This window comes from Paeniglutamicibacter sp. Y32M11 (assembly GCF_019285735.1).
Classification (GTDB): domain Bacteria; phylum Actinomycetota; class Actinomycetes; order Actinomycetales; family Micrococcaceae; genus Paeniglutamicibacter.
Map to the genome: position 1 here is coordinate 934,077 of NZ_CP079107.1, position 15,204 is coordinate 949,280.

A 15,204-nucleotide genomic window follows, 5' to 3' on the forward strand; every position below is an offset into this window, starting at 1 on the left:
GTGGGTGGATCAAACTCCTGGTCGAAGGCGGGGTATGCGGTGTGTCTGGGGATGGGTGGGGCGCCGAGGCCCCGGTGAGGTCCTGGGGGCGGCTAACCGCGCAGCAGGGCGGCAAGTTCGTTCTTGATGCGCTCCAGCTGCGCGGCGGCGGTGGCACGGACGGCGGGCAGATCGCCCGCGGTGGCCACCGGTGCGATGACCTCGAGGTAGCACTTGAGCTTCGGCTCGGTGCCCGAGGGACGCACAATCACTCGGGTGTTATTCACCGTGCCAAAAAGCAGCCCGTCGGTCGGTGGCAGTGTGGCACCTCGTGAGAGGTCCTCAAACGCGGTCACGGCTTCGCCGCCCAGGGTGCTCGGGGGAGTGGCGCGCAGTGCCTGCATCATGGTGCCCAGCAGGCCCAGATCCGCCACGCGGATAGAAAGCTGGTCGGTGGCGTGCAGTCCGTGTTTCAGGGCCAGCTCATCAAGCACCTCGGGGAGCGAGGAGCCGGTGGCCTTAAGTTCGGCGGCGTAGTCCGCCAGCAGCAGCCCGGCGGACATGCCGTCCTTATCGCGCACCAGTGCCGGGGCCACGCAGTAGCCCAGCGCTTCCTCGTAGCCGAAGCTGAGCGAGGGCACCCGCGAGATCCACTTAAAGCCGGTCAGCGTGTTGTGGTGCTCCAAGGAATGAGAGCTGGCGATGGCCGCGAGCATGCGCGAGGAGACGATGGAGTTGGCCAACACCGCGCCCGGCGCGGCACGGGCCGCCATCCGCTCGCCCAGCAGCCAGCCGACCTCATCCCCGCGCAGCATCCGCCAGCCGGTGAGCGGGAACTTCACTGCCGCCGCACACCGATCGGCATCGGGATCATTGGCGATGACCAGATCGGCGTCGGTTTGTTGCGCCAGCGCCAGCGCCAGATCTAGTGCGCCGGGTTCCTCCGGGTTCGGGAAGGCCACGGTGGGGAAATCGGGATCCGGATCTTGCTGTTCGGGAACCATCCGCACCCGCGAGAAGCCCGCACGGCCCAGCGCCTGGGACATGGTGTGTCCGCCAACTCCGTGCAGTGGAGTCAGCACGATGCGCAGCGATTCACGCGCCGCGATGAGCGCTTCACTCTGTGCATCGGCGCGCATCCCGGGTTCGGGCACCACCGCAGCGATGGCCTCGAGGTAACGTTCCTCGATCGAATCCGGCGCGCCGGCCCCGGGGAGCACCTCCCAGCCGTCCGCGGCCAGATCGATGTCACGAATCGGCTCATCGTGGTTGATTTGCGCGGCGATGGCGGCGTCCACCGGGCTCACGATCTGGGCGCCCCGCCCCCAGCCGGTTTCGGCGCGGGCACCGGTGTACACCTTGTAACCGTTATCGGCGGCCGGATTGTGGCTGGCGGTGACCATGATCCCGGCCTCCGCTTCCAGGGCGCGGACCGCCCAGGCCAGTACCGGGGTGGGAAGTGGAGCGGGCAACAGCGCCACCTCGATGCCGGCGGCGGTGAGGACCGCGGCGGACTCGTGGGCAAAACGCTCGGAGTTATGCCGGGCATCAAAGCCGATGACCGCCCGCGGTCGGTAGGCACCGGCGGCGGTGTTGAGCAAAAAGCGGCCGATGCCCGCCGCCGTGCGACGCACCACCATGGAATTCATCCGGTTGGGGCCCGGACCCAACTCGGCACGCAACCCCGCGGTCCCAAAGGCCAGATTCGTGGCAAAACGGTCGGCGAGTTCCGCCGTAGCGCCCGGCTCACCGGTCCGCACCCGATCACACAAGTGCACCAGTTGCTCGGCGGTGTGCCGGTCCGGGTCCTGTGCTGCCCAGGCAGCTGCGCGATCCAGCAGGGCTGGGTCTAACGGGGGTGTACTCATGAACGAGGGATCCTTTGGGCCGGAAAAACGTGTGGTGCCGGTGCGTCGGCGACGGTTTGGTGCCGCCGATGCACCGGCTGCGGTGTTAGTACAGGGTGGCGATATTAGAGCTTGGCTACGATGTCGGCCAGCAGCGCGGAAATGCGCGGGCCCGCCGCTGCTCCGGCCTCGATGACCTCTTCGTGGCTCAGCGCGGTGGCGGAGATGCCGGCGGCCAGGTTGGTGACCAGCGAAATGCCGAAGACCTCCATGCCTGCGTGACGTGCGGCGATCGCTTCAAGCGCGGTGGACATGCCGACCAGATCGGCACCAATCACCTTGGCGTACTTCACCTCCGCGGGGGTCTCGTAATGCGGACCGGTGAACTGTGCGTACACGCCCTCATCAAGGCTCGGGTCAACCTCGCGGGCCAGATCACGGATGCGGGTGGAGTACAGATCGGTGAGATCCACAAACGTCGCCCCCTCCAGCGGGGAGGTGGCGGTGAGGTTGATGTGGTCGGCAATCAGCACGGGGGTGCCGGGGGTCCACGCGGGGTTCAGTCCGCCGCAGCCGTTGGTCAGTACCAGGGTCTTGGCCCCGGCGGCGGCGGCGGTGCGCACCCCGTGGACCACTGCGCGTACTCCCTTGCCCTCGTAGAAGTGGGTGCGGGCACCGAGCACCAGCACGCGTTTTCCGGTAGTGGTGAGCACCGAGGAAATGGTGCCCACGTGTCCCGGGACGGCTGCGGCGTGGAAGCCGGGCAGCGTCGTGGCATCGATGCTGTGGGTGGTTTCACCAATGAGGTTTGCTGCCTCGCCCCAGCCGGAGCCCAGGACCAGCGCGATGTCGTGGTGTGGCACCCCCGTTACGTCGGCGATTTGTGCGGCGGCGGCCGAAGCCAGGTCAAAGGGGGCAGATGCGTTATCGATCACGAGGTTAAACTTACCGGCGGAACCTCGCCTTGTCAGGTGGAGCGCCTCCGAAGCCCGGTCAACTGCCCCGCGGCAGAGAATATTCCGCGCCAATTCGCGGTTTCTGGGTGGTTCGGGCCCACCAGGAGAAGCGCGCGGTACACCAGCGGATCCGCCGTCGCGGGCACTGCGGCTCGCAAGGCCGAAAAATGCGGTGTGCACTTGGTGGCGAGGTAGGGAAGAATGAGTGATCGTGAGTGCACAACGCGATATCGCTTCCCCCAGACTTGTAATTCTCGGCGGTGGCCCCGGTGGCTACGAGGCCGCGATGGTTGGTGCCCAGCTGGGCGCCCAGGTCACCATCGTCGAACGAGCGGGCATGGGAGGTTCTGCCGTTTTGACCGACGTAGTCCCGTCCAAGACGCTCGTCGCCACGGCCGACGCCATGCGCCGAGTCACCGGCGCCCGCGAATTTGGTGTTCAGGTGGGTGATCCGGGCACGCTTGCCGTTGCCGACCTCTCGATCATGAACGCCCGACTGATGGAGCTGGCGCGTGAGCAGTCTTCCGACATCCACATGGGCCTGGAGCGCGTGGGTGTGCGGGTGGTCATCGGTGAGGGAAAGTTGCTTGACGCGAGCACCGTTGAGGTGACCCGTGCCGATGGCAGCGTTGAGACCATCGATGCCGATGCTCTGCTGATCGCCACCGGTGCGCACCCGCGCGAATTGCCGACCGCCCTTCCCGATGGCGAGCGCATCTTCAACTGGACCCAGATCTATAACCTCAAGGAAGTTCCCGAACACCTGATCGTCATCGGTTCCGGTGTCACGGGTGCCGAGTTCGCTTCCGCCTACAACCTGCTGGGCACCAAGGTCACCCTGGTGTCCTCGCGTGACCGCGTACTGCCGGGCGAAGATGCCGACGCCGCGGAGGTCCTCGAGCAGGCGTTTAAGAACAACGGCGTCAACGTGGTGGCCAAGTCCCGCGCCGAGGCCGTTGAGCGCGTGGGAGACATCGTTAAGGTGACCCTGAGCGATGGACGGGTCATCGAGGGTAGCCACTGCCTGGTGGCGGTCGGCTCCATCCCGAACACCGCCGGCATCGGCCTGGAGGAAGCGGGTATCAAGCTCTCGGAGTCCGGCCATATCCAGGTCGATGGTGTCTCGCGCACCACCGCCAGCAACGTCTACGCCGCGGGCGACTGCACCGGCGTCTTCGCGCTGGCATCCGTATCCGCCATGCAGGGACGCATCGCCATGGCTCACCTGTTGGGCGACTCGGTGAAACCGCTGAAGCTCACCGAGGTCTCCTCGAACATCTTCACCTCCCCGGAGATCGCCACCGTGGGTGTCACCGAGAACATGGTCGCGGAGGGTAAGTACCAGGCGGACATCATCAAGCTGGATCTTGCCACCAACGCGCGCGCCAAGATGATGAACGTGAACCAGGGTTTCGTGAAGATCATTTCGCGTCGTGGCTCCGGAACCATCATCGGTGGCGTGGTGGTTGCCCCGCGTGCCTCCGAGTTGATTTTCCCCATCGCGCTGGCGGTGCACAACAAGCTGCACGTTGATGACATGGCCGAGACGTTCTCGGTCTACCCATCGCTCTCGGGCTCCATTTCGGAGGCCGCGCGCCGACTGCACGTCCACCTCTAGGTCGCAGCTCCGGGCGTCTGACCGCCCGATGTAGCGACACGGCTTGGGCCGTCATCCCCGATGTTGGGGGTGGCGGCCTTTTGTCTGCCCGCGAGTGGTTGGAGCCCCGGCACGGGCGGCCACTCAGCGGCAAGTTCCCTACATACACCGGGAAATTTCGTTGACGACGATCGTGCCCTGTGGCAGAATGTGTCCAAATAGTGGAACAAGTGTCCAATGGGTGGACGCGAGTTCTAAACTAATGAGTAAGTAACTGGCAGGTATCCACCTAGAGAATCACGAGTCATGTCCAACAAGACCACGGTCGCTGCACCGAAAGAAAACACACGCGGTCGCGTGCTGTTTGCCAGCCTCATCGGCACCACCATCGAGTTCTTCGATTTCTACGCGTATGCCACGGCGTCGGTGCTGGTATTCCCGACACTGTTCTTCCCGAACGCCTCGAACGTGAACGCGATCCTCTCCTCCTTCGCGATTTTCGGCGTCGCGTTTGTCGCACGCCCCGTCGGCTCGATCCTCTTCGGGCACTTCGGTGACAAGATCGGGCGCAAGGGCACCCTGGTGGCCTCGCTGCTGCTGATGGGCATCGCCACCTTCCTGATCGGCTTCCTGCCTCCGGCCCAGGGTAACTTCGTGGTGCTGGCACCGCTGATGCTGGTGCTGCTGCGCTTCGCTCAGGGCCTGGCCCTGGGTGGGGAATGGTCCGGTGCAGCCTTGCTGGCCACCGAGAATGCTCCGGCGAACAAGCGCGCCATCTATGGCACCTTCCCGCAGCTGGGTGCACCGGTTGGCTTTATCATCGCCAACCTGATGTTCGTCATTCTGCAGCTCACCCTGACCACCGAGCAATTTATGGCGTGGGGCTGGCGCATTCCCTTCATCCTCTCCGCGGTGATGGTCGCCATCGGCCTCTGGGTTCGCCTGAAGCTGGTCGAGTCCGTGGCCTTCACGAAGGTCGTTGAGCAGGACAAGGTCGCCAAGTCCCCGTTCAAGACCACCATGAAGTACCACTGGCGCCCGGTGCTTGCCGGTACGTTCATCATGTTGGCCACCTACGTGCTCTTCTACCTGATGACGGCCTTCACGCTGACCTACGGCACCGCCCCGGCCACCGTGGAAGCTGCCCGCGCGGCCGCCGAGGCCAAGGGCAAGGTCTTCGACGCCGCGGCGGAAGCCGCGTTCGCCCCGGGTCTGGGCATCGCCCGCCCCGAATTCCTGACGATGCTCATCATCGGTGTGGTCTTCTTCGGTATCTTCACCATGGTCTCCGGGCCGCTGGCCGAGAAGTACGGCCGACGCAAGTTCCTGATTGTTGTCACCAGCGGCATCTTCGTCTTCGGTGCAACCTGGACTCTGATGTTTGGCCCGGGCAAGGCTGCGGCCATGGTCGGCCTGATCCTGGGCTTCACGCTGATGGGTCTGACCTTTGGCCCGATGGCCTCGTACCTGCCCGAGCTCTTCCCGTCCAATGTGCGCTACACCGGTTCGGCGATTGCCTACAACCTCTCCTCGGTCATCGGTGCGGCTCCGGCCTCATTTGTGGCCATCGCGTTGTGGCAGTTCGGTGGCGGAAACACCATGTGGGTGGGTCTCTACCTGGCCCTCGGTGCGGTGCTGACGTTGGTCGCGCTGTTCCTGACCAGGGACACCAAGGACGTTGACTACGAGAACAACGTCGCCTAATTTCTCACCCGGCTTCCGCGCCTCGTGCTGAAGCCGTGCCTCGCGGCGTCCGCCACCTGATGACAGGTGGCGGACGCCGCGTCCGTTTAAGCCGTGGTCATCGTCCGCTGGGCGATGCCGGGCGCTATTCGCCCACCTAGCCGTCGATGCACTCACGCAAGAGATCGGCATGGCCATTGTGTCGCGCGTACTCTTCGATCAGATGGGTCAGGATCCAGCGCACGGAAAGTACCCCGTGCCTTCCGGCCGAGACGGCATCATCAAGCCCCACGTGGCTCAGCACCGCATCCGAATACGCCATTTCCGATTCCCACGCGTCCATGGACGATCTCACCAAGAGGGCCTCGGCTTCTGCTTGCTCCGGGACGCAGGGGAAAACAAAGTCGATGTCCGGTGAATCCTCACACCAGTACAGCGGCGCGTCCGTGCTCCCGGACAGCGCACGACGAATCCAGAAGCGCTCGATGTCGCTCAAATGCCGCACCAAGCCGATGAGGGACAGTGTTGAAGGCGGGACCGAACGGCTCATCAGGGCGCTGTGATTCAACCCGGAGCACTTGAGTGCCAGCGTCTGGCGCTGGTACGTGAGAAAGCCAAGCAGTGTTGCGCGCTCGCTGCCACGCGGCGGGGGATCGGTGCGCGGATCGGCGCGAGTTTCGGTCATCGTTTCAGCAACGGGTCATTTTCGGTTTGGCGGAAACCGCCATCGGCTGCGCCTTGTTGAGTGGTCATGGTCACCAGACTAGGAGCCGGCGGTGCTCCGTGGGTCAAGACGCACCGGAGCGGAACCAACGGAGCGGAACCATCGGACACAACCCACAACCAAAAGGACGGTGCCACACCCTCACGCGCAAGCGTAGCGGGGCGGCACCGTCCTGAGTCCAGGTGGTGCGGGGTGTGACTGGTTACTCGCCGATGGAGGCCAGTACGGCCCCGGCGGAAACCGTGTCACCCGGAACGGCACTGAGTCCGGACACCACGCCGGCACAGTGAGCCGTCAACGGCTGCTCCATCTTCATGGCCTCCAAAACCACAATCAAATCACCCTCGGCCACGATGTCACCCTCGGCGACGGCCACCTTAACGATGGTGCCCTGCATGGGGGAGATCAGATCTGCGCCAGAGGTCGCCGCGGCGGCGGTGCTGCGTGAGGTCGAACGCTTCTTCTTGCGCGTTTTGCCGTTGCCGCTGGCCGAAACGGTGCCCATGGATGCCGGAAGCACCACCTCAAGGCGCTTGCCTCCGACCTCAACGGTGATGGCCTGACGCTCGGTGTCCTCGCCCGGCGTACCGGCCGTGGCGGGATCCCATGCCGGGATCTGATTATCGAACTCGGTCTCGATCCAGCGCGTGTGAACGGTGAACGCTCCGGCGGCCGGAACAAATGCTGGATCCGCCATTACGGCGCGGTGGAAGGGCAGAACCGTGGGCATGCCCTCGATCTGGAATTCGGCCAAGGCGCGGCGTGCCCGGGCTGCTGCCTGATCACGCGTGGCACCGGTAACGATGAGCTTGGCGATCATCGAGTCGAAGTTCCCCGAGACGGTTTCACCCGCTTCAACACCCGAGTCGATGCGGACTCCAGGTCCGGTGGGCAGTGCCATGGTGGTGATGGTGCCCGGTGCCGGCATGAAGCCTCGGCCAGCGTCCTCGCCATTGATGCGGAACTCGAAGGAGTGTCCGCGGATCTCCGGGTCGTCATAACCTAGGGCCTCGCCACGCGCCAGTCGGAACTGTTCGCGGACCAGGTCAATGCCGGAGACCTCCTCGGACACCGTGTGCTCAACCTGCAGGCGGGTGTTGACCTCGAGGAAGGAAATGACGCCGTCCTGGGCCACGAGGAACTCGCAGGTGCCGGCACCCACGTAGTTTGCCTCGCGCAGGATCGCCTTGGACGCGTTGTAGAGGCGCTCGGTCTGCTCTGGGGTGAGGAATGGCGCGGGGGCCTCCTCCACGAGCTTCTGGTTGCGGCGCTGGAGCGAGCAGTCGCGGGTGGAAATCACCACGACGTTGCCGTGCGCGTCGGCCAGGCACTGGGTTTCTACGTGGCGCGGGGCATCGAGGAAGCGTTCGACGAAGCACTCGCCGCGGCCGAAGGCGGCAATGGCCTCGCGGACGGCGGATTCGTACAATTCGGGAATTTCTTCGCGGTTGCGCACCACCTTAATGCCGCGCCCACCTCCGCCATAGGCGGCTTTGATGGCCAGCGGCAGTCCGTGGGTATCGGCGAAGGCCAGCACCTCTTCGGTGGATTCAACGGGGTTCTTGGTGCCCGGAACCAGCGGTGCGCCGACCTTTTCGGCTAAGTGACGGGCCTGAACCTTGTCGCCGAGCTGGTCGATGGCCGCCGGTGAGGGGCCGATCCAGGTCATTCCGGCATCGATGACCGCCTGGGCGAACCCGGCATTCTCGGCCAGGAAGCCGTAGCCCGGGTGCACGGCGTCGGCGCCGGAGCGCTTGGCCACGTCGATGATCTTGTCGATGTCGAGGTACGACTCGGCGGCGGTGGAACCGCCCAGTGCGTAGGCCTCGTCGGCCAGACGGGAATGCAAGGCATCGCGGTCCGGGTCGGCGTAGACCGCAACCGATCCAATGCCCTCATCACGGGCGGCGCGGATGATGCGTACGGCGATTTCTCCGCGATTGGCGATGAGAACCTTCGTCAACTGACTCATGGCAGGTGCTGTCTCCTTCAAATAAGCTCTTGTGGAGCCTACCTGCGTTTGTGGGAACTACACCCACAAAACGCCCGGTGTCGGGAGGAAGTCGCGATTTCTTTGTAGGACTCCTACAAGTTTGTGCCACTGGAACCCGGTGATGGACCCCCGGAGTCGGGCTAGTGCTTCGCCGTCGTATTGGCGATGGCGGCGAGCGCCGCAAGGTGCTGCTCCCAGGTCCCGCGGCCCGCAACCGTCAGCGACAGCCAGGTGCGTGGGCGCTTGCCCACGAAGCCCTTGCGAATCTTGACGATGCCAGCCGCCTCGAGGTGCGAGGCTTGGCGGCTGAGGACCGAATCGGAGACCTGGAGGTGGTCCCGGACTATCGCAAATTCGCTCTCGTCGGTCCCGGCGATGGCTGCAACCAGCGAGAACCTGACCGGGTGCCCCAATTCATCGCTCAATTGGTGACGCGGGTGGTTGAGCTCGGTCATTTTTGTGCCTCCAGCCAGGCCCCGATCACCGAGTTGATGGTGATGGCACCGGCAACACAGAGCGTAAACCAGAGCTGGTTCACCGCCACGGTGGTGCCCAGAGCAACTCCGATGACCCAGAGTATTGCCCAGATGCTCATGAAGCTGAGCCAGCGCTTGCTGAATCCGCGCTTCGTGGAGCGCCCAAAGACCAGCATCATCGCCATAAAGATGCCCAGCCAGGTAAGCATCGCGAGCAGCGGGACAACGATGAGTGATTGATCAAAGCGGGCGACAAGCCAGAAGGAAATCAGTGACAGCGAGCTGATGGCACCAAGTCCCAGCAGCATGCAAATATGCGGCCAGCTGGCCCCGGTGCGTGCTGCGGCCCCAAGCCGTCCGGCCTCCTGCAGCAGGGCAGCAGCCGCCTGCGCGGAGGGCTGGGTCGATTCGGTGCTCATTTTTGAGCCCTCTTCTTGGCAGCAACGGAGGTGGAAACCCAGAGCGCGCCGAGCATGGCCGCCACCGATGAGCTCATCACCAGCATTCCGGGGGTGGAGCTGATCAATCCGTAGATGAACAGTCCGACCATGCAAGCGATGCCCATGGCAAAGCCGATCCAAGCGAACTGTGCTCCGTTGACGCGCTGCGTGTTGTTCATGATTGCCTCCTAGGTAGTGGTGTGACTCCAGCTTAGAAAGTACTTTCCAAATTGGCAAGTACTTTCCGAAAAGTTCTCACACGGCCATCCGCAACAGCAACCGTTAGCAACCCGCAGCCCACCGCAGCACCAGGCGCCCTGGTCGGTACCGCGGAAATTAAACTCGGACGTTAACGCAGAAGGGGCCAGCACCGGATGCGATTGATCCAGGTGCTGGCCCCGAGGAGCTAGGCGAGGGTGCTTAGACCCACACGTCGGAAACGGACAGGCCGGTCTCTGCCAAAAGTTCGCGCAACGTGGAGACGTTAAGCCCGATCACGTTTTGCGCATTACCCTCGATGCTTCGGATGAAGGCGGCCCCGCGACCATCGATGGTGAAGCCACCCGCGCACGGCAGCGGCTCTCCAGTGGCCACATAGGCGGCGATCTCATCGGGAGTGACGGACTCAAAATTCACGATGGTGGAGGAGAGCGCGCCGATGGTGGCACCCGTGCCACCGTCCCCGTCTTCCTCACTGCGGTTATCAATGAGCCAGTGCCCGGTGTGCAAGATGCCCGACTTTCCGCTCATGACTTCCCAGCGTGCGGTGGCCACCTCGGCGGTGTACGGCTTGCCGTAGGCGACACCATCAAACTCGAAGACCGAATCACAACCCAGCACCACCGCGCCGTCGGCGTCCTCCGCTGCCGCAACATCCTCGGCCTTGGATTTGGCCAGCAGCAGCGCGGTGTCCGCCGGGTTCAACTCCCCAAAGCGTTCCACCGCCTGGGCCAGGACCGCGTCCTCATCCACGGAAGAGACCTGCACCGCGAAGTCGATGCCGGCATCATGCAGGACCTTGGCCCGCCCCGGGGAGGCCGAGGCGAGGACCAACAGGGGCAGTTCATCGGGATTCTCGATTTCTCCACGAGGATCGCTTGTCTCGGCGGGGGAGAGCGGGGCTGCGGGGACGGTCTGCTTCAGATTCTGGCTCATGCATCAACCGTATCTCGCGCGGACGGGCCCCGAGTCCCGGACTCGGTGGTGGGTTGCTGCTGTTGCTCAACCAGCGCGTTGATCTTCGTGCCCTCCACATCCACGTCCGGCAGGATTTTATCCAGCCAGCGCGGGATGTACCAGGCACGGTGGCCCAAAAGGTGCATGATCGCTGGGGTGAGCGTCATGCGCACGATGAACGCATCAAAGAGCACGCCGATGGCCAACGAAAAGCCGATGGCCCGGATCATCGTCAGGTGCGAGAAAACAAACCCGGCGAAGACCGATGCCATGATCAGCGCCGCGGCGGTCACCACCGGTGCCGCGTGAGCGAAGCCCGAGCGCACCGCCGCCCGGGCCGGCTGCCCATGCGCAAATGACTCACGCATGCCCGCCACCAGGAAGACCTGGTAATCCATGGCCAGCCCGAAGAGGATGCCGGTGAGCAGGATCGGTAGGAAGCTCATGATGGGCCCCGGTACATGCACGTCAAACACGTTGCCCAGCCAGCCGAACTGGTACACGGCAACCGTCGCGCCAAATGCCGCGGCCAGTGACAGCAGGAAGCCGACGGTGGCCAGCAACGGGACCACGATGGAACGGAAGACCAGCAGCAGCAGGATCAGCGAGAGCCCCACCACGATGCCGATATAGGGCGGCAACGCCTGGGTCAGCTTTTCCGAAACGTCGACCTGGGCGGCAACCTGCCCCGTGACGGCGATGTGCGCACCGGTGGCCAGCTCGATCTCACCGGCCGCGTCACGCAACTGATGGACCAATTCCTCGGTTTGCTCACTGGACGGTCCGGCGGCCGGGATGATCTGGATGGCACCGAGGTTGTGTGTCTCGGTCACCTGCACCGGAATCGCCGCCACGACCCCATCGATGGTGCGTAGTTCGTCTGCCACATCGAGGTTGGCCTCATCGGCGCCGCGGGCATCAAGTCCATCTTCAAGATCCGCCAGCACCAGCAAGGGGCCGTTGTAACCGGCACCAAAGGCGTCGCTCATCTGCTCAAACGCCTTGTAGGCACCGGATTCCACGGGCTCGGCACTGCCATCTGGAAGCGCGGTGCGCAGCTGTGTGGCGGGCAGCGCCACGATGACCAGCAGGGCAATGCTGGCCAGAGCGGCAATCCATGGACGGCGGGTGACCAGTGCTCCCCAGCCGCGGTTGCCCGCATTATTGGTTGGCAGTTGCGTGCCATCGCCGGTGGAGTCGTTGGCCGCGGTGGCCGCCGCGGCACGGGCCCAGGCCCGCTTGGAGACCAGTCGCGTGCCAATGATCCCCAGCATGGCCGGGGTCAGCGTGATGGCGATGAGTACCGCCACCATCACGGTGAACGCGGCCGAAAGCCCCAATATCGAGAGGAACGGGAGTCCCGGGACGGTGAGTGCGGCCAGCGCAATGACCACGGTGAGTCCGGCGAAGACCACCGCGTTGCCGCTGGTGCCGGTGGCCCGAGCAATGGATTCGCCCAGCGGCACACCCTCGAGCAGCTGCCGACGGTGCCGGTGCACAATAAACAGAGAGTAGTCGATGCCCACCGCGAGGCCCAGCATCAGCGCCAGCGCGGGGGTAATGGAGGCCATCTCGATGAGCGAGGAGAACGCGAGCGTTCCGCCGACCCCGGCTCCCACACCCAGAACGGCCATCAACAGCGGCAGCCCGGCGGCCACGAGGGTGCCCAGCATGAGCAGCAGGACCGCCGCGGCAATGGCCAGCCCGATGACCTCCGCGGCACCGAAGAGAGAGGAGAGGTCCTGGAGGATCTCCTTGGAGAAGAGCACCTCAACACCCGCTGCCTCCGGTGCGGCGGAAATGGACTGGATTGCGGCGCGATCGGCGGTGCTCAGGGAGTCGGCGGAGCCAACAAACGTCACGTTGGCCACCGCGGTGGAGCCATCGGCCGAGACAAAACGCATCCCCGATGTTGCACCTGCCTGACGCGTGGCGAAGTCCAACTCGGCGCGGCCGGTCTTCAGGTCCTTGGCGCCTTGTTCGAGCTTCGCTTCGGCATTCGGCAGTGCCGCGGTCTTCTCGTCGATTTCCTTTTGTCCGGCGACGAGCTTGGCCTGGTTGTCCTCGATGGTTTTTTCTCCGGCCGCCAGCTTGGCGGCGTTGGCATCAATCTCCGCCTGCCCGGCGGCCAATTGTGCTTTTCCATCGGCGATGGTGGCTGCAGCATCCTGGACCTTGGCACGGCTCGCGCGCAGTTCCGCGGCGCCGGCATCCAGCTTCGCCTTGGCCGCGGGGAGCTTGGCGGCGGCGCTTTCGAGCTCGGCGCGCTTAGCCGACAGGGTTTTCTCGCCTGCGGCAAGTTCCTTCGCCCCGGCATCAAGTTTCACCTTGGCCGCGTCAAGAGTGCTGAGTCCGGCCGTGGCCTTGGTGATTTCGCTCAGCGCCGCGTTGGCCTTTTCCTGCGCGCCGACCAGGGCCAAACGCTGCTGGCTCAGGGTGGTGATGGTGGTTTTCTGCGTGGTGATTTCGGTTCTCAACGCGGAAATCTCCGCTGCGTCCTGTTGCTCGGCGGGCAGCTCGGTGGCTGCCTTGAGCTTGTCCTCTGCCGTTTTTTGGGCGGCTTCTGCCGCGCTGATCCCCGCATCCACCTGCTGCAGCGCTGCGGTGGCCTGGCTCAGTCCGCTGGTGGCTTCGGCCTTCCCCGCACTCAGCTGCTTGTCTACCGTGGAGCGGTCCTTGCCCTGCAAGATGGTGGCAAGGCCCTGCGTGTACTGCTCTTCACCGCTCTTGAGTTCCTTGGCGCTGGCGTTGAGCTGAGCTTCGCCCGCCTTCAGTGCACTGCGCCCGGCCTCAACTTGGCTACGACCACTCTGGTATTGGCTGTTGCCCGCATCCCAGGTTTTTTGCCCATCGGCCAGTTTCTTTTGCCCTTCGGCCAGCGTCGCGGCACCGGCGGCTAGTTTTGCCGCTGAGGCATCAAGCGTGTCTTGCCCGGTGGCGAGCGCACTCTTGCCCTCGGCGAGTTGGGTCTTGGCGGTGCCGAGCTGCACGCGGCCGGAATCCAGGTCGTCCTGAGCCTTTTTCAGGGCTACCTTGCCGTCGGCTAGGGCCTTGGTGCCATCGGCCAGCTCCTTGGCTCCAGCATCGAGCTTTTTCTGCCCATCCTTGAGCTTCGGGGTGGCCTCATCAAGCTGGGCCTGTAGCTCAAAGGGTTTGCGGACCTCGGCGATGGGGGACTGATCGGCAAGATCGTCCAACGAAGTCTCGATGGCCCGGTGCTGTTGCGTAGTTAGCGCGTTGCCGTCGGTGGAGCGGAAGACGATGGAACCGGTGCCACCGGCCAGATTGGGCATCTCGACCTTCATCCTATCCAGCGTCCGTTGCGTCTCGGTGCCCGGGATGGTGAACGTATTGGACAGTTTGCCCATGAAGGCGCCGGCGCTCAGCCCGATCACCAGCAGCACAACACTCCAGGCGGCCACAACGGCCCAGCGCCTTCGGTAGGCCAGCGCGCCCAGACGGTAAAGGAAGGTAGCCATGGTGCTCTTAGGCCTTTCGTTGGTGCGCGGCACGCTGTTGGAGGGAGGGGAAACCGTCGCGCAATTGCGCGATGGCGTCTGCGAGGGTGGTGCGCAGCATGTCGATGCGCAGGCCGTCGGCGGGATCTGGATTTTCTTCCAGCTCGCGAGCCCACGTTGTAAACGCTGCCTTGCCCGCGCCCACGATGCAGTGGGCAAAAACTGACGCCGCCAGCTCGGTGCCCTGCGGTGCCCTGGCGATGATCAGCTCGGTGAGGGAATCGGTGCAGTTTTCCCACGCTTCGAGCTGCACCCTGGCCATCTGCGAGTGGGTGTTGATGTGCAGGCAGAGTTCCGCCATCGGCTCTAGCAGCTTGGGATCAACCAGGGATTTGACCACTGTGACGGCAGCGGAGAGCAGGTCGATATCGGTGTCCAGCTCGTCCAGCACGGCCACGGCGTTTTCCAGCAGGCGCTTGGTCGGTTCGTTGAGCGCTGCCTCGATGGACGCGAAGTAGTTGAAGAAGGTACGCCGCGAGACATTCGCCGCTTCGGCCACGGATTCGGCCGTCAGTGACTCATATCCGTGTGTTTGAAGTTGGTGGAAGGCGGCGTCGACAATGGCGGCACGCGTCGCGGTCTTATTTAGTTCGCGCCGTGTAGGCGCTGAAGTATCGGGAGAACTCACATTTATACACTACGTGCAAACTTGCATGCCGTGCAATTTTATAGGTGATTCGATTACCGACGATTTTTGGGACTTGCCGTCGTCGTCGGGAACTGGCTCTCCCCCGGCTGCCGCACGCAAACCGCCCAACTCCACCGTCGGTTCACTCATGGGGAGCAGTAAACGCGCATAGCACCGGTGAATCACC

General features: G+C 64.2%; 12 protein-coding genes. 2 read left to right on the plus strand and 10 right to left on the minus strand.

The genetic code is table 11. The annotated features are described in order from the left end of the window. Positions 1–92: 92 nt before the first annotated feature. Together KUF55_RS04145 and KUF55_RS04150 are read right to left on the minus strand one after the other, a co-directional pair. Positions 93–1,847, minus strand: a complete 1,755-nt coding sequence (locus KUF55_RS04145) for a phospho-sugar mutase (RefSeq protein ID WP_218818077.1) — start codon at positions 1,845–1,847, stop codon at positions 93–95. Positions 1,848–1,951: 104 nt separating this feature from the next. Continuing rightward, positions 1,952–2,761, minus strand: coding sequence for a purine-nucleoside phosphorylase (locus KUF55_RS04150; RefSeq protein ID WP_218818078.1), 810 nt, complete (start codon positions 2,759–2,761; stop codon positions 1,952–1,954). 307 nt (positions 2,762–3,068) lie between these two features. On the opposite strand from KUF55_RS04150, the gene KUF55_RS04155 reads away from it, so the two are divergent. Together KUF55_RS04155 and KUF55_RS04160 are read left to right on the plus strand one after the other, a co-directional pair. Then, positions 3,069–4,400 (plus strand): NAD(P)H-quinone dehydrogenase, encoded by a 1,332-nt coding sequence (locus KUF55_RS04155; protein WP_370630981.1) that lies wholly within the window; start codon positions 3,069–3,071, stop codon positions 4,398–4,400. Between the two features lie 285 nt (positions 4,401–4,685). After that, a complete protein-coding gene (locus tag KUF55_RS04160; RefSeq protein WP_218818079.1) occupies positions 4,686–6,083 on the plus strand; it encodes an MFS transporter in 1,398 nt (465 codons plus the stop codon). Between the two features lie 136 nt (positions 6,084–6,219). On the opposite strand, the gene KUF55_RS04165 is transcribed toward KUF55_RS04160, so the two are convergent. From KUF55_RS04165 to KUF55_RS04200, 8 genes are all read right to left on the minus strand, one after another. Further along, positions 6,220–6,747 (minus strand): DinB family protein, encoded by a 528-nt coding sequence (locus tag KUF55_RS04165; protein ID WP_218818080.1) that lies wholly within the window; start codon positions 6,745–6,747, stop codon positions 6,220–6,222. Between the two features lie 241 nt (positions 6,748–6,988). Further along, a complete protein-coding gene (locus KUF55_RS04170) occupies positions 6,989–8,758 on the minus strand; it encodes a biotin carboxylase N-terminal domain-containing protein (protein ID WP_218818081.1) in 1,770 nt (589 codons plus the stop codon). Positions 8,759–8,919: 161 nt separating this feature from the next. Next, the gene (locus KUF55_RS04175) at positions 8,920–9,234 is read right to left on the minus strand and encodes a transcriptional regulator (protein WP_218818082.1); all 315 of its coding nucleotides are present in this window, start codon (positions 9,232–9,234) and stop codon (positions 8,920–8,922) included. Continuing rightward, entirely contained in the window at positions 9,231–9,674 is a 444-nt protein-coding gene (locus KUF55_RS04180; RefSeq protein ID WP_218818083.1) for a hypothetical protein, read from the minus strand. The genes KUF55_RS04175 and KUF55_RS04180 overlap by 4 nt, the downstream gene beginning before the upstream one ends. Then, the gene (locus KUF55_RS04185; protein WP_132361864.1) at positions 9,671–9,874 is read right to left on the minus strand and encodes a hypothetical protein; all 204 of its coding nucleotides are present in this window, start codon (positions 9,872–9,874) and stop codon (positions 9,671–9,673) included. The genes KUF55_RS04180 and KUF55_RS04185 overlap by 4 nt, the downstream gene beginning before the upstream one ends. Before the next feature lie 241 nt (positions 9,875–10,115). Next, on the minus strand, positions 10,116–10,850 hold the full coding sequence (locus KUF55_RS04190) for a nucleoside triphosphate pyrophosphatase (RefSeq protein ID WP_218818084.1): 735 nt from the start codon (positions 10,848–10,850) through the stop codon (positions 10,116–10,118). Beyond that, on the minus strand, positions 10,847–14,350 hold the full coding sequence (locus KUF55_RS04195; RefSeq protein WP_218818085.1) for an MMPL family transporter: 3,504 nt from the start codon (positions 14,348–14,350) through the stop codon (positions 10,847–10,849). Before KUF55_RS04195 ends, KUF55_RS04190 begins: the two co-directional genes overlap by 4 nt. Positions 14,351–14,357: 7 nt before the next feature. Continuing rightward, entirely contained in the window at positions 14,358–15,017 is a 660-nt protein-coding gene (locus KUF55_RS04200) for a TetR/AcrR family transcriptional regulator (RefSeq protein WP_218818086.1), read from the minus strand. Positions 15,018–15,204: the final 187 nt, after the last annotated feature.